The following is a 20,749-nucleotide window of genomic DNA, read 5'->3' as shown; positions in this document are numbered from 1 at the left end:
TAAACTCTGAATTCAAGATGATTAGGCTTAATATAAGGCAAGCATTGACTTAAAAAAATATTAAAATTTTTGAATTTAAGTCTTAGAAATATTTATCATAGAACTTGATATTTCATTTTTTTCATTTGATTTTATTTCTTGGTGATTCTTTTTGAAAAAAGAAAAATGATCAGTTTGCTTGAAAGAAACACTTTTAGTGGACAACAATAAATCCGCATGCGCTTCCGGATGAGTATTTAGATGCACAGTCTGGTCGGATGAATGTTTGAGCTCTAAACTTAAAAGTGTTGCCAAAAATAAAAGCTTTTTGTTCGTTTGTTCTAAAACTTCAATTCTACTATCTAAATTTTTTACCATTTCAAAACGACTTCGTTGTCGGCTATGCAAATGATAAGTAATAAAATTAGCAATACCATTGATAATCATCAAAGGGATAAAAATTAACACTAAGGGCAAAGTAAGTGTCTTAACCAGGGTATGTATCCCTAGGTTACTTTTCCATACGATTTGCTGTGTTAAGTTATATCCATAAAAACTACCCCCAAAGAAAGCAAAGGATCGATTCAAAAATTTTTTAAACTTTCTAAAACCTGCAGTCGAATCGCCTGATACCTTATCTTGATCATAAGAAGTATAAACATTTTTTTTAAGCACATAGCTATCAAACAAACTATAAAATTTTTTATCTAAATTATCTAGTTTGTTTTTCTCAAAAAAAATCTTGAATTCACATTCTAAAAATTCAATATTATCTTGTAAATATTCAAATTTTTTCCATTTCTCTATTTGAATAATTTGTTGCTTACCATTATTATCTTTAAAATAATATTCACATTTTTCATTGATTCGATTTAGAAAAGTACGTTCATAAAAATCTTCTCTAACACGAAATTCACAAAGGTGATTTGCTAAAAAAAAAGTTGCTGCAATTAAAATTAAAATGCCTATTGCTAAAGGGGAAGCGCTAAGCGTCGCCAAACTAAGCATACCAATAAACAAAAAAACACTATGTATAGCCCAAGTTAACAAGTAAGTATAAAGTACTATGCTGGTTAAATTAATGGTTAATGAAGCTATAAACTGTGTTTTTGGATAAACCTCTGCTAAATATCGATAAAGTTTCGATTCTTGTATATTTAAGGATGACAAATGAACTGAATATAAATTTCTTTGAATGCTTGAAATTGAATTTAGAAACTCATTTATATTTAGTTTTTTTTTTGATAAATCAAAAACTATTTCTTGAATTAATTTAAATTCATTCTTACTTTTTTCTTCATTGAATATTTCAATTTTTAAAACTTTAAGAATTTCTTCGGCTTCTGTGGTAGCTAAATTTGGAAAGATGACAGAATCTTTTTTAACTAAATAAAAAAAACGTAAGATTAAATAACTTGTTAAGGATATACCCAAAACTAAGAAAATAATTGGAAAGCTATACAATGAAAAAGAAAAAAAAAGCAATAAAAAACTAATCCAACTTAACAAGTTGGCGTGGCTACTCAATCCATACCAAAGCACTGTAAAAAACTGCATGGGTTTGTTTTTACTAACAAATTTGATTATTTTCTCCCAAATAGAAATAATTGAGTAAATTCGCACAGTTTCTGTTTTTTTTAAAAAATGCACATGTAATTCTTTATTTAATTTTTCTTGTTGTTTTTTTATTTTTTTTATTTCACTTTGAATGGAAGTCGAGTCCATTTCTTGAGCCATAAGACTTCTAAATTGATCAATCGCAACTTGACTGTCCAAACAACTTATCGCTGATGAGGTTTCTTCTAAACATTCTTCTATGACTGTTTTTAACAAGGCTAGCTTCGCTAATTGCGAAAGACGTTTTTTTTCTAATTGAATATATTTTTCTGTTAAGGTATTACTAGCAATTTTCTTTTCTATTTCTTCATCAATTATAAATGCTAACTTATTTTCAAATTCAAAATAATTTTTTTTATGTAGGACAACACAGTCTTCATCTCTATCGTCAATAATCCATGGGTTAGCTTTATCTTTGGAGTAAAAAAATAATCGTTCATTATACTTGTCAATTAAAGAGAATCTTTTATAAACCGGATCGCTTTCAACTGAAGTGTCATACGGATTGGAATTTTCGAAATTGTGAATAGAAATTAAATAATCCCATCGATTACTTTTGCATTTTCTATAATCTGCTGAAAAATTTTTGGAAAAATTTAAAAACCAAGGAAACGCGGTGGTATCATTTAAATGATCCACTGCAATTGCCTTACCCATAAAACCAGGAAATTTCTTTATTTCATTCCAAATTGAAATAAATTTTTTAAGAAAAGCCACTCAGTATTTTTTTATTATTTTTAGTAATAACTGAAGTGTCTTAGATTAAATTAGATGTTTAAAAAAATCTAGTACAAAAATTATTATCCCTTTGGACAAAATAAAGAGGTGCTACCATCTTCTTTCCATTCCGCTCGTATGCAATGTGGCCCTATATTTTCATAAGATCTATCAGAAAAATTAGCCGTTAAGATAAGTCGGTTTCCAAATTGGGTTTGTTGCACTAAATGATCATCCGTTAGCCAATCAAATGTAGTTAATGCTTCTATACCGGTCATTTGATGCAAAGGGGAGAAATAATTATAGTATTCAACAAAATACTTTTTATTTTTTTGTAAAGTTTTTTGATCTAGTACCCAAATCGGTGGAACATTATAAAGGTTTTGCAATAAAGCTTTGGTTTTTCTAATTGCAGGAATCTTTAATTCATTTAATTCCCAACGATCAGTACTAATCACTGAGTCGTGAAATACTGCTTCATAAAGCGGCAGTCTGTAGCGTGGATTATAGGAAGCATTGATAAATTCAGCGGGCGCATCATACGCTTGGAATAGTACTTTTGGAGCATAATTAGGCCACCATACACCAAAATGTTTCTTGTCTTGTAAAACAGGCCAAAAAGCTGCTGAGAATGCCAAAAAAGCACCATTATTGTAGGCGCTAGTCGGATTAGCCCATGCTAATCCAGTTTCAGAACCTAATACTATCTTCTGCGCACTACAAATAAATCGCATCCGCTCTAAACGATTATTTAAATCTTGTTCGCGGGTCATGGGATGATGTTTTGAATAATCATCATAAAGTGGATAGGCTGCATCACAATCAAGAAAAAGAGTATTGTCTCCATTATTCAACATTTTTTCGATTTGGTTTGCGATATTTTTCTGCCTAGATTCTCTTAATCGGAGCGCTTCTGAACTTAAATAACAACCACGGTTTGCAAAACCAGTTAAAAGTGATCCATTCGGGTTTCGAATACAAGCTTCTGGCCACAAATGATTAGACCAAGTTGAAGTTATGCTATCTGAAGTTTTTGGGTTTTGTGCATTATCAAAACTATCATAAGGCCCTATTAAATAACCCAGACTTTCAGCCTTGCGAATATAGTCCTTGTCGATATTTGCGCTATCGAGAACTGGACTGGCATCATAATTTATTAGTGCATGTTTAATGCCTAATTTTTCCAGTTCATCCAACATAACCAAGCTTTTACCATCTCCCCAAACCCAAATATGGAAAGCGCCTAATAATTTATTCACATTGGCATTTTCTAGTATTTTTTGTTTGAGTGAAACAAATTTATTTTCATTGATTAGTAAATTACGGTAGTCAAGTGCGGGACTTATCGGTGAATTCCCTGCTAAATGAATTAATAAAGTAAATTCTGGAAAACGTGATCTTTTTAAAAAATGATGTCCATTCACCAAGTAAAGTTGGGATGATTTTTCACGGACTTTTACATCGGTATCGACATCATGGTCGCTCCAAATATAATTAACAAAATTCTCATCGGCGTATTCAATTGCCCAGAAAGGAACACTCAAGGATAAACTAGGATATTTATTAAATTCTTTACGCCAAAATGCATCGTGATTAGGAATATATAAACCCTCGCCATCTGGAAGAACTAATGCTTTTGCCTCTGGTGTCAAACCAGCAACAGGCCATTGAAATGTTTGCTCCTTGTTGGTATTAAAAGAAAATTTTAGACCTTGATCATCTACAATAACTTTCACTTGCATTTTGAGATGAGGATAGAACCATTGCGCTGTTTTATTATTAACTTTTAGATCTTTTACCTCATCAAACCAAGGTCCTTCTTGTGTCAAATTAATTGCTGCTGAATCGTCACTTGGTGCAACAGAGATAGCCAAATTTTCTGGATTAACCGTGAATTCACCGGTTTTGGCTTTTAGGGTAAAACTTTCTTTAGCGGATACTAATCCACTAGTTAACAATAAGGCTAGAAAAATGGGACAGAATTTTTTAAACATCGTTTAAAATTCCAAGTAGGAGGTACTGCGCTAATTATATAGTGTAGTGAAAAGATGGTCAAAATATTTACAACATTGTAAGCTTTCTATTAGCAAAGAGGTTATGTCACTTGGACTTTTATTCGAAAAAATTCTTTAAATATTTTTTTAATAATAAGTGATTATTTGAATTAATTCTAAAGCCTACATAACCATCCGGCCTGATGACATAGATTGCTGAGGAAATTACACCGTATCGTTTAAAAAGTATTTTATTGACTGGAGATAAAACGAAGCTGTGAATTTCCAACCAATCTTTATAGTTTTTTGCGTAGACATTTATTTTTTCAATAAAAAAATCTGGTTGTTCCTTTTTAGCATTAAAGTAAAGAATATTAATAGGCTTCTGAGCTAGCAATAAAAATAAACTGGATGAGTTAACCGGGGCATTAGGTGCACGATATCCTGGGCAAGGACCTCCTTTAAATCCTTGAAAAGAATTCTCTATGATTTCATAGTTAAATTGATTTTTAGGATAATGAATATTTAGCTGGGACATAAACCAAAAAAGACGCTTTTCTATATTTTTCTTGGAAAAAAGAAAAGAAATAACCAAAGGTAATAACCAATTTCGTAGTTTGGAAATAAAAAAACCTTTTTCTGTGAGCAAAGAAAAAAACTTATCCGTCGTTTTTAATAATATTTTTCCCACCGGGTGTCGTTCTGTCTCATAAGTATCTAATAATTTTACGTTAGTTCCTTTTTTTAATACCAGAGCAAGTTTCCAAGCGAGATTAGTAGAATCTTGTATTCCGGTATTCATGCCTTGACCACCTACCGGGCTATGAATGTGGGCTGCGTCTCCGGCAAGAAAGGCTCGATTTTGATAATATTTGTTTACACCTCGATGATGTAAACGAAACGTTGATATCCAAATTGGATTAATAAGTTTCACAGAGACTTGGGTCAGCAAACTCGCTAAGTTTTCTAATTCGGTTAAGCTCGTTGCTGATTTTTTTTCTTCCAAGTCATTCGAACGCTTCGCTAACATAACTCGGCTAATTTTCTCGGTGAGCGGAATATGCACGAATACACCATCTTTTCCTAGAAAAAAAAGGAATTTTTTTCGCGAGTAAGGCCATTCAATACTTGCATCGACCAAATTAAAGATTTGTGGATAAGCATTTCCTTCAAAAGTAAGATTAAGCGTATGCCGAACGCTACTGTGAGCTCCATCACAACCTATAATATAGTCACACATGATTTTTTCAGGACTTTCGGTGATATTGTTTTTAATAATTGCTTGCACACCGTTCATATCTTGAGAAAAAGTAATTAATTCTTTCTGACGCTCTATGTAAACCCCTTGTTTTTCTAAAAATTCGATGAAGATACGTTCTGTTTCCGCTTGTGGAAGAAAATAAACCGAAGGAAAAGGCGTATCTTGGTGCTTAAAATACTTAAATTTTATTTCAATTTGCTTCTTTCCATTAATAAAAAAAGCAAAATCCATATTAGAAAGTGCTAACTTAAGAAATTCTTCAGCAATACCTAAATTCTGAAATATTTCCATCGATTTCGCTTGAATCGCAAAAGCTCGTGATTCATGCGCCCTATCCTTTTGCTTATCAAGAATTTTAAACTTAACGCCGTAACGCAACAAATGACAAGCCATTATCAGACCCGTAGGCCCTGCCCCAATAATCAATACTTCTGTATCCTTCGTTCTAGTATCCATAAAAAAACTATAGTTCAGACTTTCACGAAGTAAAATGACCGCGCTATAATGGTCAAATATTTCGCTTGCTTAAATTCTTAAGGAGAATTAATTGCACATCCGTTATCAATCGTTACTACCCCAACATAGTTTATCCCGCTTTGCCGGGTGGATAGCTAACTGCAAACAAACTTGGATTAAAAATAGATTAATCTTTGGATTTATACGTCATTATAATGTCGATATGACGTTAGCATTGGAAGAAAATCCTGAGCATTATATTAATTTTAATCATTTTTTTACGCGATCTTTAAAACCTGAAAAGCGCCCAATTTCCACTAATGCTAGGGACATCATCTCCCCTGTTGATGGCACTATTAGTCAAATTGGTGACATCAAAGAAAATCAACTCATCCAAGCCAAAAAAATAAACTATAATCTACAAGCTTTATTAGGCGGTTCTGCTAAATTAGCTGCGCAGTTTCAAGGAGGGCAATTCGCAACTTTTTATCTAGCTCCGCAAGATTATCATCGCGTACATATTCCATACAGTGGCGAATTGAAAGAAATGCTTTATGTTCCAGGGCGTTTATTTTCAGTAAATGCTCAAACTACCACTGAACTTCCAAATTTATTTGTTCGAAATGAACGCGTTATTACCTTATTTTCTACGCCTATAGGTCCGATGGCGGTCATTTTAGTGGGCGCAATGCTTGTTGGCAGCATCAATACTCCATGGGAAGGAATTATCGCTCCTGCTCCCAATCGACATATTTATCATTGGCATTACTTAGATAACAAAATTTCATTACGCAAAGGGGAAGAGGTTGGACAATTTCAATTAGGTTCCACAGTTATTATTTTATTCACACCCAATCGTATAAAGTGGTTGGCTGAATTATCTGAACAAAAGGTGAAATTTGGAGAGTGTATTGCCCAGACAATATGAGGTGTGTTTGTAGATATTAAGTTATAATAGATTTTCGATGATAAAAGACTGGGTGCCTAATGTCTATACCACAAGAAAAAACCGTTTCAGCGTCAGCTGTACATGATCATACTTATAAAATATTTCCTAATGATTTAAACTCAACTGAAACCGTGTTTGGTGGTTTAGTTATGTCTACGCTTGATAGAGTTGCTTCTGTCGTTGCAGAGAGGCATAGTCAAAGACCCTGTGTGACTGCTTCTGTAGATGCTATGCATTTTTTACAGCCAGCAACTCGGGGAGATATTTTAATTTTCCAAGCCGCTATTAATCGAAGCTGGACCAGCTCAATGGAAATCGGTGTACGTGTTCTTGCAGAAGACTATCGTACCGGTATACGACGCCATATAGTGTCTGCTTATTTTACTTTTGTAGGTACTGATGAGTATGGTCGTCCTGCACATGTTCCTAAGGTTATTCCCGAAACGAATGATGAGATAAGACGTTATGAAGAAGCAGGCAAGCGACGTGAACAGCGACATCAAGCTTCACGGAAGCGCACTGATAAATAAAAACTAAATCATTAATTTAAATCCTCTCGAACTGACTTTGTGCTGAACGGTTCCAAGGATGGCAGTTAACAAAAATAAAAGAACTTTGTGGAGAAACTATGACGATACAAATATTACCTATTTTGGCGTTTAAGGATAATTATATTTGGTGTCTTATCAATGAAGAAACAAAACATTGTATTATTGTCGATCCAGGTGAAGCAAAACCTGTTTTGGCACAATTAAAACAGTTAAATCTTAAACTCGATGCAATATTAATCACACATCATCATTGGGATCATACGAACGGTATTCGTTCTATTTTAAAACTTCATCATGTTCCTGTATTCGGACCTGCAAAAGAAAAAATAGCTGGAGTAAGTAATCCAGTTAATGAAGGCGATAAAATTGAATTGCCCAATTGGCCTACTTTTGAAGTGCTTGCTATTCCTGGCCATACATTGGGACATATTGCTTATTATGGAAACCATCTTTTATTCTGTGGAGATACTTTATTTACAGCAGGTTGCGGTCGATTATTTGAAGGAACAGCTGATCAAATGTTGAATTCTTTGAATAAGCTGATGCAGCTTCCTGACGAAACCCAGATTTATTGTGGCCATGAATATACACTGGCTAACTTACATTTTGCTCAGACAGTAGAACCTAATAATACCCATATTAAAGAACGATTAGAAAAAACTAGAGAATTGCGTCAAAAAAACTTAGCCAGTGTCCCAAGTCATTTATCTGAAGAACGCTTGAGCAATCCTTTTTTACGTTGTGATAATCCTCAAATAAAGATGTGCGTAGAAAAAAGAACGGGGAAAAAACTTATTAACCCCATCGAAATATTCGCTTATCTTCGACAATGGAAAAATAATTTTAAGTAAATTATTTAGCCTTTTTTTGTCGTTCAATTTCTTCTAATACTTTATACCGAAATCTAAATGGATGGCGTACAGCAGAAAATAATTCATTGGTCCCACTAACACCACGAATACGAATTGATCCATAATCAAAAATTCGGCCCATAATACTTTGACTAATCTCTACCCCTTCAATACGATCTAAGGAATTTTCAAAAGCATATCGGCTAATAAATCCTGATTTCATAATAACTCGTTTATCAGTAATTCCAAACTCAGAAGAATAGTAAACAATCAGCCCGGGCAAGCAAGCAACTAAGCCTAATAAAGAAAAAAAACTGATGAACAATAACGAATAGGGACCTCTGATCAACAAAAAAGCCGCTATTAAAATTAAAACCATCAACGATCTAAAAACAACAATCCAATGTGGATGGCTGAGATAGATGATTTTTTCATCTGGCAAGAGCGTTTTATTGATATAAACCATATGGCCTCTTATTATTATTTTATTTAATACTCATTTACTATGAGCAAGAATGTGGCTATAGTAGCCAAATTATCGTTTGTTTGCTATGTTTTTTGCACATGAACTCTCAATTAACACTAGAAAAACTTAATTTACTGGTTAAATTAGGCAACTCCATCGAAGAACGCAGCTTACCTCAATGGGTTTCAGTGCAAATAAAGTTTAATTTTAGCAGCCTACCCACCGCCTGTATCAATGATCAATTAAATGATACAATCTGCTACGCCATTCTAGCGAATGAATTGCAACAATTCTGTGATAAGCATTGTTTTAAACTTATCGAAGCCTTAGCTTATCAGCTCTATCAGTTCCTTAAAAAGAAACTATCTAAAATAATACATAATCAAATTAATATTTTCTTATGTATCACTAAAAATCCTCAATTAACTAAAGTTGAACAATCTAGTTTTTCAATTAGTGATTAACAATATAGGCAAAAAATACAAGCGCTGAGAGTATAATTAAATTTTTTTTTTAGTTACACTATCTTATCAGTTAAGCAAAAAGTGAAATTTTTCAAAATATTAATAAAGCTTTTAAAAGCTTTATTTTCCGAAAACTTAAATATTGCGTAACTTAAAATTAATGGAACCATCTAATAAGAAGCAATGGTATTGCAAGAGGCCTTATGAAGAATAACATCGATTTAACTCAACACACACCGATGATTCGTCAATATCTACAACTAAAAGCTCAGCATAAGGATAAATTATTATTTTATCGTATGGGTGATTTTTACGAATTGTTTTATGAAGATGCCATTAAAGCTGCAAAATTATTAAACATTACCTTAACTAAAAGAGGTCAATCGGCTAGTCAAGACATTCCCATGGCAGGTGTACCCTTTCATAGCGTAGAAAGCTATTTAGCCAAATTGGTAAAACTCGGCGAATCAATTGCTATTTGCGAACAAATAGGGGATCCGAATCTATGCAAAGGTCCTATGGAAAGACAGGTAACACGTATCATTACGCCAGGAACACTTAGCGATGAAGCATTACTAGAAAATCATCAAAGCCTCTTATTGGCCCTATATAGTCACAATGATCAATTTGGACTTTCTTATTTTGATATGGGAAGCGGTCAAATTCATATTTTACAGGTTATTGGGGAAGAAGCGCTTGCCAGTGAATTAGCACGACTCAACCCCAGCGAACTTTTAATCAGTGAAGAATATAAAGGAGAACGACTATTAATTCCTTATAAAACAATTCGACGGCGCCCGCCCTGGGAATTTGATTTCAATACCGCAACTCATTTATTAACACAACAATTTCAAACTCGTGACCTCAGTGGTTTTGGCTGTCAGGATTTACCCTTAGCGATACAAGCGACAGGTTGTTTATTAAATTATGTTAAAGACACGCAACGTGTTCAATTACAACATATTCAACCGCTTTGTATAGAAAGACGTGAAGAAAGTATTGTATTAGACGCCACAACCCGACGTAATTTAGAGCTGACACTCAATTTACAAGGCGAAAAGAATAATACTTTAATGTCTATTTTAGATAAAACAGCAACACCGATGGGAAGTCGTTTACTCAATCGATGGTTGCATCGACCTTTACGTAAAATAGCTAGCTTAGAAGCACGACAAATAGCCATTAAACAATTGTTAGCTACACAATCCTATACAAGTTTACACATTCTGTTAAAGCAATTAGGGGATCTCGAACGTATTATTACGCGCGTTGGATTAAAATCGGCGAGGCCACGCGATTTAAGTCAATTACGTTTCGGCTTAGCAATTCTACCAGATATTCATAATAAACTTTTCCCCTATTTAAACATTCAAGCTGACGATAAAAAATCAGCATTACTTATTTTATTAAGTCAGCAGATAAAAAGCTTCCCACAATTATTTTGTTTACTACAGCAAGCTATTGTCGAAAACCCTCCAGCCGTTATTCGTGAAGGAAGGATGATCGCTAAAGGCTATCATGCTGAACTTGATGAGTTACAAAACCTAAGTGATCATGCTGGGCAATATCTGCTTGACTTAGAAATACGTGAACGAGAACTTACAGGCATTAGTACGCTAAAGGTTGGTTTCAATCGCGTGCATGGTTATCACATCGAAATAAGTCGCGGACAAGCCAAACAGGTACCCTCACACTATATTCGTCGACAAACGTTGACTAATGCCGAACGTTTTATTACTCCTGAATTAAAAGAATTCGAGGATAAAGCCTTAAGCGCTCGGTCTAAAGCTTTAAGCTTGGAAAAAAAACTTTATGATGAATTACTCGATAAATTAGCCATTTATTTAACTGACTTACAAAAAACTGTTAATGCGATCGCCCAGCTAGATGTACTAGTCTGCTTTGCAGAACGTGCAACAACACTCAATTTAACCTGCCCTGAATTAAACAAAACTTCAGGCATCCTTATAAAAGGAGGCCGACATTTAGTAATCGAACAAACTATAGATACTCCTTTTGTAGCAAATAATTGTCATTTGATTCCTGAAAAGCGTTTGTTAATTATCACTGGTCCAAACATGGGTGGTAAATCAACCTACATGCGTCAAACAGCTTTAATTTGTTTATTAGCAATGATAGGTTGTTTTGTTCCTGCAAAAAGCGCTACGATAGGTCCCATTGATCGTATTTTCACCCGGATCGGAGCAGCTGATGATCTTACTAGTGGTCGCTCAACCTTTATGGTAGAAATGACAGAAACCGCTTCAATTTTACATAATGCAACTGAGCAAAGCTTAGTTATTATGGATGAAATTGGACGCGGCACCAGTACTTTTGACGGACTTGCTTTAGCTTTTTCTTGTGCTGAATATTTAGCAAAACAGGTTAAAGCCTACACCTTATTCGCTACTCATTATTTTGAGTTGACCGGCTTATCTGAAGAAAACACGGTAATAAGTAACTGTCATGTCGATGCAAAAGAACATGATGATAGCATCATATTTCTATATACCGTCAAGGACGGCCCTGCAAATCAAAGTTATGGATTACAAGTAGCACAGTTAGCTGGCGTTCCTAAACCAGTTATTCAACGCGCTAAAGAAAAGCTTACTGAGCTTGAGGGTAAACCTGCGCAAACTAGTCCTAACAAAAGAAATCCATCCTCAACTACATCAAAAATTTCTGTTAACCCTGGTATTATGACCTTATTAGAACAAGTGGATCCCGATCAATTAGCTCCAAAAGAAGCACTTGAGATCATTTATCGATTAAAATCCTTGCAAGGAATTCCTGTATGAATAACCCAAATGATGAAAAATTTTTATCCCAGCCAACTGAAGAAAAGTTAGCTGCTTCTGAGCATAAAGGTATTAACTCTGGCGATCATGAAGAGGGGGAAAGATTAGCTTACCGCCGTCGTGGAATTTACTTACTGCCAAACTTGTTTACCATCGCCGGTTTATTCGCGGGTTTTTATGCCATCGTCACTGCTATGGAAGGTTACTTTAATTATGCCGCGGTAGCTATTTTTGTTGCTATGATTATGGATTTTTTTGACGGTCGCGTTGCGCGTCTCACCAATACACAAAGTGCTTTTGGAGCAGAATTAGATAGTTTATCGGACATGGTTTCTTTCGGTGTCGCACCCGCCTTAGTTATTTATAGTTGGTCTTTAGAAGGCTTGGGTAAATTAGGCTGGTTAGCTGCGTTTATATTTGCTGCAGCGGGTGCATTACGTTTAGCCCGTTTTAATACTCAAGTGTTGGTTGCTGATAAACGTTATTTTCAAGGATTACCTATTCCTGCGGCAGCAGGTGTTTTAGCCAGTATGGTATGGTTGTGCGTGGATTCAGAAATTCTTGGTGATGTTGTTAGTATGATGACCGCAGTATTAGCGATCATCATTGCTATTTTGATGGTAAGTAATGTCCGTTATTATTCTTTTAAAGAAATTGACCTCAAAGGCCGGGTCCCCTTTGTGGCAATTTTATTGGTGGTATTAGCTTTTGTTGGTATTTCGCTTGATCCACCTAAAATATTATTTTTGCTCTTTTTTTGCTATGCTCTTTCCGGTCCTATTTTAACTTTGCACGCTCTTTATAAGCGACGATCCTTAAAAAGGAAGCAACCTACAAAATCCAAATGAATTAGCTTTTAATAACTATCTGCCTAATCTTCTAGTCATATTAATTTCAGCGTCATTTTCTTTTATAAGGAAATTTTTAAAAGCTTTTTGATACTCCTTACTTAATTCCTCAGTCCTACTTCTTATGGTTCGTTTTTCTTCGATGTCGGGAAGAAAATTACATTTTGCTAACATTTCTCTTAATTGATCCATTTCGGCGCCGGGAACAATTTTGAATATGGTTTTAATAACCGAGTAATTTGAAAATAGTGTATTTTGCAAATCTTTTTTCCAGATAAGATTTTCATTGTCTTCAAGCCACGGACAAACAATCAAACAATCATCATTCGGCCAATCTCCTAATGCAATAGCGTTAATCTCTTGATAGGGTATCTCCTGATATTCAGAACTCAGAAATCTAATATAATGGATAGAACAATCTAAGTTTTTGCTCATCCGTACAGCTTCAAAAAGGGCAAATTCAGCCATCAACTCACAAGCCCCTGTCCCATGTAATGTAGCTGCTTTTAAATCAAAAAAAGTACGTTTAAAATAAATTTTCCGCTCATTATTTTTATCTGAAACTCCTTCGTTACGTAATTTATCGTATGTCCGAGTATCCTCAATTGAAAAAATATCTCTATTATGTTTCTCACGATATTGTTCTAAATAAGCAGTAGTCAAAATAAGATTTAAATCATCAAGCCATCCATCATTCCATTTTATGTTTTTTCTTTTATTTTCGATTTCAGCTTCATATTGCTTTTTTAACGAAGGACTATCATAAAAAAAACTTAAAAGTTCGAGGCCGAACTCGATTTTTTTATGATCAATATATGCTTGACGTAAATTTTTTATCTTTTTAAGATCTTTAATAGAGATTTTTTTAAGTCTCCTTTCAAATAGATTATCATTATTCGCTAAAGAATTAATTTTTTCCTCAATAAATACTGCTTGTTGACAGCTTGAGGGGGTGCTGCCCTTATTATTAGCACCAAAATAAAAGGCCTTTTGCGAATTTACTAAAATTTTTTTGGCTAATTCTTCTAAGGAACTCGGATTATTTTGATTCTTCTTTTTCTTCGGCATAATGATTGTTCTCTAAAAACTAAGACCAATCTTTATGCTAGCTACTTTTTATTAAAGAATAATTAAATCAAAAAAATTGATAATTAGCTCAAACTAACATTCAGGAATATTAACAGCGAGTGTTTTTGCCAAACCACCTAAAGAGGTTTCCTTGTAAATTGCCATCATATCTTTTCCGGTAGCAAACATGGTTTCAATGACTTTATCTAAAGATACTTTTTTATTTTTCCCATCTTCCATTAAAGCTAAATAAGTTAATTTAATGGCTTTTTCTGCTGCAACTCCATTGCGCTCGATACAAGGAATTTGAACTAATCCTGCGACGGGATCGCAGGTTAATCCCAGATGATGTTCCATGGCCATTTCTGCGGCATTTTCTATTTGTTCTAATGTTCCACCTAATACTGCAGTCAGTGCTCCCGCGGCCATAGAACAAGCCACTCCGACTTCACCCTGACAACCTACTTCTGCACCGGAAATTGATGCATTCATTTTATAGAGTAAAGCGATAGCGCCAGCAGTCAATAAAAAATCAGTGACTGATTGCTCACTGACATCGGCATAGAAACGGCGATAATAGGTTAATACTGCCGGAATAATACCTGCTGCACCATTCGTTGGTGCAGTCACCACGCGACCTCCCGCAGCGTTTTCTTCATTAACAGCCATTGCGTAAATGGTTGGCCATAATAATGAGCCTGGAAAAGTCGCTAATTTTGGAATTGCTTTGTTACTCATTTTGCTAAAAAGTTCCGGGGCCCGGCGCTTGACTTGAAGCTCGCCGGGTAATATTCCTTGGGTATGACAACCCCTATCCACACAATCTTGCATAATATCGGCTATTTTCAATAAATCCGTGTGTATTTCCCTATCAGGCGCTAATTGTCTTTCATTAGCTAACATAAGCTCTGAAATGCTTAAGTTGTTTTTTTTACAGGCATAAAACAGCTGAGTGGAAGTAGAAAAAGGATAAGGCACTGGAATAACATCCTTATGCTGCAGACCAAACTCCTGTTCAGTGACAATAAAGCCACCGCCTATAGAGTAGTAAATTTGACTGTTTAAGAGAAGACCTTGTGTATTAAAGGCACTAAAACGTATACCATTGGTATGCAATGGCAATAATTCTTTTTGTAAAAAAATTAAATCAGTTTTCTCAGAAAATGAAATCCTTTTTTTCCACGACAACCTTAGCTCACAACTCTCAATAATTGTCTTGGCGCGTAAAGCAGCCTCCAGGGGATTAACTGTTTCAGGGAGCTGTCCTTCTAAACCATTTAAAACCGCTAAATCGGTACCATGACCCCGGCCAGTTAAAGCGAGCGAACCAAACAACTCAACCCTTATGTTGCTAACCTCATTAAATAGTTCATTATCTAACGCTAGATTTTCTGCAAAAGCGCAGGCAGCTTTCATAGGACCTACGGTATGCGAACTCGATGGCCCTATACCAATGGAGAACAAATCAAACACACTAATTGTCATAAAAGGAATACTTTTTAGTTCATTATTTGTTAGTATTCTAGACCTTTAATGAAAGCAAAAGAAGTATTTAAGTCAAAAAAGCTCTATAGGGTCGACATCCAGTGACCAACGAACTCGTCGACTACTGCCAAGCCGACTGATGGGTTTAATAATCTGCTCCAGTAAGCTTTGCAAAACGTTCCGTCGTTTTGCCTGTAACAGTAATTGACATCGATAATAACCCGCCCGACGCGGGCGTAAGGAAGGAACTGGCCCTAATATACTGATTCCTTCTCCAACTAATTCAGCCTGATTTTTTACTTCATTTAAAAAATCCATCGGATAAGCTGAACTTAAGGCTTCGGCATGCAAAAGTGCCAAATAGCTGTAAGGAGGTAACGCAGAGGCGCATCTTTCTTTCAATAATATATCGCTGAAACTGAGATAACCTTGTTCTAACAAATGGTTTAACAAGGGATGATCTGGATGATAGGTTTGAATCCATACCTCTCCAGGTTTATCGGCCCGTCCGGATCGCCCGGCTACTTGTGTGAGTAATTGACCGGTATGTTCCAAAGCTCGAAAATCTGCACTAAATAACCCACTGTCTGCTTCTAAAATACCCACTAAAGTGACATTTGGAAAATGATGTCCTTTCGCTAACATTTGTGTTCCGATCAAAATCTGACTTTCACCTTCATGTATATTTTTTAATAATTTATCCAAACTTCCTTTACGTTGTGTATTATCTCGATCAATCCGAACTATTCCGATATCAGGAAAGTATTTTTGCAAGGTTTGTTCTAGACGTTGTGTCCCTTGACCCAAAGCAAGTAATTGTTGACCTTGGCATTCAGGACAACGGGCATCTAAAGGACGTCGATAGCCGCAATAATGACATTGTAAACGAGCCGGCTTTTTATGAAAATTCATTTTTTGTTCACAATATTGGCAGTCTGCTGTCCAACCACAATCATGACAAAGGGTAACTGGAGAAAAGCCTCGTCGGTTTAAAAATAAAAGTACTTGGCCTTGTTTTTGCAAGTGATTTTCCATGCTTTGTAATAATGCGGGAGAAAACCCTTGATCAAGTTTTTGATGCCGTAAATCAATAAAATGAAAAGTGGGTTGTATGGCGGATCCTGCTCTTTGAGGTAAATGCAGTATTTGATAACGATTTTGTTGCGCATTAAAAATGCTTTCTAAAGATGCAGTTGCGGAACCCAATATAACAGGTATGTTTTCTAAACGTCCTCGTACTAACGCTAAATCTCGAGCGTGATAACGTAAGCCCATTTGTTGCTTAAAAGAACTATCATGTTCTTCATCGATGATGATAACCCCAGGACACAATAAAGGTGTAAATAAAGCGGAACGCGTACCAATGATAATAGATGCTTTACCTGATTTAGAAAGTAACCAATTTTCTAAACGCTGCTTATCGGTTAATTTAGAATGAAATAATATTAAAGGCACTGAAAAGCGATTTCGAAATCGCGTTAACATTTGCGGGGTTAAACCAATTTCTGGAACTAATACTAATGCTTGCTTACCCCGATCGAGTACAGCTTGTATCACTTCCAAATAGACTTCTGTTTTTCCACTTCCTGTCACGCCGTTTAAAAGAAAAGCTTGAAATTTATTTAACGAATTCAAAATACTCTCAATAGCCTGTTGCTGATGATTATTTAATTGAATTTGTTCGGATAAATTTAAATTATTTTTAGTAGCAAAAGTAAATTTTTCTTCTCTATTAATTTCTTCAATAGTTGTTTTAACAGCATCATTAATTTTTTTGACAGTTTTTTGCGTGCGTAGTGCACGTGGTATAGCATTAGCGAATACCTCGCCAATAGGACAATGGTAGTAACGACTTGTCCATTCTAGTAACTGCTGGATAGAATCCGGTAAAAGCGGAGTTTTATCTAGGATTGCCAAGGCCTGTTTGAGCTGAGATTTTGGCCAAACTGATGATTCGCTTACTTCCATTAAAAAACCAATTTTTTTCTGCTTCCCAAACGGTACCAATACACGTAAACCTTTTTTTAATTGCGTTAAAGGAAAGTCAGGTGGTGCTAAATACTCAAAATATTGGTGCAAGGGAGCCTGAATGGCAATTTGTAAGATATTCTTTGCATTTAAATTTTTGCCTATATTATCGCTCAACTCGCAATCCTCATGGTTACATAAAATTAAAAGCGCTCTGTTTTACTCGGAAAATAAACATGAAAAAATAAAAATTGTGTGATGCAAATCAACTAAAGTGTCAAAATGCGCCGCAAATTGTCGATTATTTTTTTTAAGACAACCCTATTATTATCTTGCCTACTATCCCCATTAACTGCCATTTTGATATGGCACTGGGAAGGACCTATTGTTCCTATCAATGCAGGGTTAGTAGAACCATATAGAACAATCGTAGGAATTCCTAAAGCTGCGGATAAATGACTTAAACCTGTATCTACAGCAACAACCGCTTTTGCGTTGGCTAAAACAGCTGCCATTTCATTGAGATTTAAATAAGGTAACACCTGAGCTATAGGGTTTTTATTAATTAGTCGCTTTGCATTTTTTCTTTCATTTTCATTACCCCAAGGAATAAAAACACTTACTCCATCGTGGGTCATTTCCTTTATAAGTAAAGACCAGAAATAATTTGACCACTGTTTAGTTGCGCAACTGGTATTGGGAATAAAAATTAGGTAGTCTTTTGAAAGTTGTATTTTTGCTTGGCTTAAATTTTCTTTGTTAATACCATATTCAGGTAGCGTCTCGGGCAGATTGTATTTTAAAGCTTTAGCGAATAATTGACGTAAACGCTCAATAGCATGTTGTTGCCAAGGTACAGAAAAAGTTTGCTGATAAGCAAGATAGGCTAAACTTTCCCGCACTGAGTGTTTATCCATGCCAAGACGGCAACCTCGACTTAAATAGGTTGTAATAGCACTTTTGATAGAACCTTGTGCATCTAAAACAAAATCATATTCTTGTGCACGCAATTGTGTATAAAATTGTTTTAATTCTCCACGTTGAATTGTTCGACAGATATTCTTGCGCCAGCGTCTTAAGGCGATGGGAATGATTTTTTGGACTTGCTCATGCCATTTGGGAATTTCAGTAAATGCTTCTTCCACTACCCAATCAAATTGAATATTCGAAACAGCCTTAGTCGCATCAGTCACTGCAGGTAATGTATGAATAATATCGCCCATTGAGGACATTTTTATGATTAAAACACGCATAAATAATAGTTTACTTGTAAGCAGTAATGATTAGTCGAACTATACCCATTGGACATCAAGATGTGAACCGTCATATTAATTGACCCATGCTACCCACCCCTGTAGAGCTATCTTAAGGTCTAGGCAAATAATCCGGATAAGGATTTGACATCAGATAAAGTATTATTAAAAAACAGTTCATTATCCACATTCACCTCCTGGGTTGAGTTATAAAAATGAAAAAAAGCAGGGCTACTTTGTGTACGTTTTAATTTAAGTTTAAGTTCGTTGTCATTGAGGTCTCGATCTTTAGCTGAATTACTTATTGATACGGGCAATGAAATTAACGAGGCGTTTCTTATTGAAGTCAAATAACTAACGTCGATCAAGCGCTCCTGTTTATAAAATTCTTCTTTTGGTGTTATAGAAGTACTTACAATTCCATCTATAAGGCGACCTAATCTTGTAAAAAGTGCTGCTAATACGTTATTACACATAATAATGATAGCGAAAATAGTAGCCGCAATAACTAAGGGCGTCGCAACTAAACTTCCCGCTAAGGATAAGCCTATGATGATACCTGAAGCCAACAAACAACCAAAAATATTACCTAGAAAAGCGCTCTGATATTCATAATAATGCGATCCTATGCGCTCATTAACTAATTCATCTTTCGTGCTCCAAATATATTTTAAGAAGCAATACGCTTTGGCAAAATAATCGAAACAAGATGTCGTTATACTCGTCAAACTTAATACAAACGGTAGTGCGAAAAGAAATTTATGTAATAGTAAAAGATCAATAAACGGTTTACTAATACCAATCACTGCAACAAAAGGCATGGCTCCAGTCAGCATTACTACGATAAATAAGCTTAATGCAACCAATAAACCTAACACTAGCCCTACAAAAATCGATACTTTTTCCTGTTTTAAGCGTGTTCCATCAAACGAGCTAGCCAGGCGATTAAATAAACCACCTAAAGTACAAGCATAACCTAAAATAAACAAAATATACGCAAAATAGGAAAACACATCCCAGAAAGGAATAACTGCATGCAAACAAAGGCAAAAAATCCCTAAACTCACTCCTAACAACATGCCAATAGGAGTAAATAGTTTTTCAGCTTGCCCTATTGGTCGATTGATTATGATTTCTTGACTGAGGAAGTTTCTAATCTTGGTCTTCTTATAGTTGTCGTAAGGACGGGCTGTAAACAAATTCCATAATCGACCAAAATAGCCCGCACCCGCTAGGAAGCTTCCATACTCAGCAGGGATAGTTAATAAATTTAAAAACCATTCTGACTCAAATAGACCTGGAGCAATAATAACTAAAGGAAATAATAACCCCAAACCTAGTATGGAAATAAAACCAATCGCTAAACGTTCATTATCTAAGTTAGCTATTTTTTTTTTAGTCTTTTCTACAAATAGACTACTTAGCAAAAAACAGAGAGGAAAAAACTTTGGCATATCGATGTTAATCTAAAGGTAAAAATTTAAATCTTAAGCGATAGGTAATGTAGGTAATGTCGAGTTACTCGGATGAGATAGATAATTAGCCAATAATCGATATACTTCAGAAACTTTGATTTGATAATTCTGGTTCAAACGGCTGGAATGTGAGTGATAACTGCCTACTCCTCGCCAAGGGCTTGCTGCATCATTTGCAATCTGCTGACTAAGTATCCAAGCCCCAACCTTAACATTGACACAAGGATCATATTGTAATTGATGCTGAGTATAACCAAACAGTCGAATTTTCGATATCCAAATTGAATTAATTTGCATTGGACCATAATCGAAAGTCCCATTTCTATTAGGCAACGCCGAACCGTTCACGCCATTTTCTACTGCTAAAACTGAAAGAATTAAAGTTGCTGGAACGTGGTAGGTTATCGCCGCTTGATTAATACACTCGATAGGGACACCATGAATTTCTAATGCGCTTATCATATGGATCCTGTCTCCATCTCACTTTTCTCTATGTCGTCTGAAGCCTATAATAAATGCACCTCACAAAACTAGTTGTAGCAAAATAAT

Annotated in this window: 16 protein-coding genes; 6 read left to right on the top strand and 10 right to left on the bottom strand. The window is 35.2% G+C overall.

The features are described from left to right. Positions 1-75 precede the first annotated feature (75 nt). From AAHI99_RS00750 to AAHI99_RS00740, 3 genes are all read right to left on the bottom strand, one after another. On the bottom strand, positions 76-2,253 hold the full coding sequence (locus AAHI99_RS00750; RefSeq protein ID WP_342227789.1) for a hypothetical protein: 2,178 nt from the start codon (positions 2,251-2,253) through the stop codon (positions 76-78). A gap of 143 nt (positions 2,254-2,396) precedes the next feature. After that, positions 2,397-4,307: a glycoside hydrolase gene (locus tag AAHI99_RS00745; protein ID WP_342227788.1), complete on the bottom strand. Its 1,911-nt coding sequence runs from the start codon at positions 4,305-4,307 to the stop codon at positions 2,397-2,399. 118 nt (positions 4,308-4,425) lie between these two features. Further along, complete coding sequence (locus tag AAHI99_RS00740; RefSeq protein WP_342227787.1) at positions 4,426-6,024, bottom strand: FAD-dependent monooxygenase; 1,599 nt, start codon at positions 6,022-6,024, stop codon at positions 4,426-4,428. A 91-nt stretch (positions 6,025-6,115) separates the two neighbouring features. Here AAHI99_RS00740 and asd point away from each other — a divergent pair, with 91 nt between their 5' ends. The 3 genes from asd to gloB all read left to right on the top strand — a co-directional run bounded on the left by asd (position 6,116) and on the right by gloB (position 8,375). Further along, positions 6,116-6,952, top strand: a complete 837-nt coding sequence (asd, locus tag AAHI99_RS00735; RefSeq protein ID WP_342227786.1) for an archaetidylserine decarboxylase — start codon at positions 6,116-6,118, stop codon at positions 6,950-6,952. 59 nt (positions 6,953-7,011) lie between these two features. Then, on the top strand, positions 7,012-7,503 hold the full coding sequence (locus AAHI99_RS00730; protein WP_339050726.1) for an acyl-CoA thioesterase: 492 nt from the start codon (positions 7,012-7,014) through the stop codon (positions 7,501-7,503). 98 nt (positions 7,504-7,601) lie between these two features. Continuing rightward, the gene (gene gloB / locus AAHI99_RS00725; protein ID WP_342227785.1) at positions 7,602-8,375 is read left to right on the top strand and encodes a hydroxyacylglutathione hydrolase; all 774 of its coding nucleotides are present in this window, start codon (positions 7,602-7,604) and stop codon (positions 8,373-8,375) included. Position 8,376: 1 nt separating this feature from the next. Here the strand turns inward: gloB and AAHI99_RS00720 are convergent, their stop codons facing one another. Next, entirely contained in the window at positions 8,377-8,841 is a 465-nt protein-coding gene (locus AAHI99_RS00720) for a PH domain-containing protein (RefSeq protein WP_342227784.1), read from the bottom strand. Between the two features lie 98 nt (positions 8,842-8,939). Here AAHI99_RS00720 and AAHI99_RS00715 point away from each other — a divergent pair, with 98 nt between their 5' ends. The 3 genes from AAHI99_RS00715 to pssA all read left to right on the top strand — a co-directional run bounded on the left by AAHI99_RS00715 (position 8,940) and on the right by pssA (position 12,951). Beyond that, the gene (locus AAHI99_RS00715; RefSeq protein WP_342227783.1) at positions 8,940-9,305 is read left to right on the top strand and encodes a dihydroneopterin aldolase; all 366 of its coding nucleotides are present in this window, start codon (positions 8,940-8,942) and stop codon (positions 9,303-9,305) included. A gap of 203 nt (positions 9,306-9,508) precedes the next feature. Beyond that, a complete protein-coding gene (mutS, locus tag AAHI99_RS00710; protein WP_342227782.1) occupies positions 9,509-12,103 on the top strand; it encodes a DNA mismatch repair protein MutS in 2,595 nt (864 codons plus the stop codon). Continuing rightward, complete coding sequence (pssA, locus tag AAHI99_RS00705; protein ID WP_342227781.1) at positions 12,100-12,951, top strand: CDP-diacylglycerol--serine O-phosphatidyltransferase; 852 nt, start codon at positions 12,100-12,102, stop codon at positions 12,949-12,951. The genes mutS and pssA overlap by 4 nt, the downstream gene beginning before the upstream one ends. A 15-nt stretch (positions 12,952-12,966) precedes the next feature. Here pssA and AAHI99_RS00700 read toward each other — a convergent pair whose 3' ends face one another. From AAHI99_RS00700 to AAHI99_RS00675, 6 genes are all read right to left on the bottom strand, one after another. Then, entirely contained in the window at positions 12,967-14,019 is a 1,053-nt protein-coding gene (locus AAHI99_RS00700) for a hypothetical protein (protein WP_342227780.1), read from the bottom strand. 93 nt (positions 14,020-14,112) lie between these two features. Continuing rightward, positions 14,113-15,504: an L-serine ammonia-lyase gene (locus tag AAHI99_RS00695; protein WP_342227779.1), complete on the bottom strand. Its 1,392-nt coding sequence runs from the start codon at positions 15,502-15,504 to the stop codon at positions 14,113-14,115. Positions 15,505-15,576: 72 nt separating this feature from the next. Continuing rightward, positions 15,577-17,649, bottom strand: coding sequence for a primosomal protein N' (locus AAHI99_RS00690; protein ID WP_342227778.1), 2,073 nt, complete (start codon positions 17,647-17,649; stop codon positions 15,577-15,579). A gap of 92 nt (positions 17,650-17,741) precedes the next feature. Continuing rightward, complete coding sequence (gene waaC / locus AAHI99_RS00685; RefSeq protein WP_342227777.1) at positions 17,742-18,725, bottom strand: lipopolysaccharide heptosyltransferase I; 984 nt, start codon at positions 18,723-18,725, stop codon at positions 17,742-17,744. Positions 18,726-18,844: 119 nt separating this feature from the next. After that, a complete protein-coding gene (locus AAHI99_RS00680) occupies positions 18,845-20,179 on the bottom strand; it encodes a hypothetical protein (protein WP_342227776.1) in 1,335 nt (444 codons plus the stop codon). 33 nt (positions 20,180-20,212) lie between these two features. After that, complete coding sequence (locus AAHI99_RS00675) at positions 20,213-20,662, bottom strand: lytic transglycosylase domain-containing protein (RefSeq protein WP_342227775.1); 450 nt, start codon at positions 20,660-20,662, stop codon at positions 20,213-20,215. Positions 20,663-20,749: the final 87 nt, after the last annotated feature.

The organism is Rickettsiella endosymbiont of Rhagonycha lignosa (assembly GCF_964031165.1).
Taxonomy (GTDB): Bacteria; Pseudomonadota; Gammaproteobacteria; order Diplorickettsiales; family Diplorickettsiaceae; genus Aquirickettsiella.
This window is presented reverse-complemented; position numbering and strand designations above follow the sequence as displayed.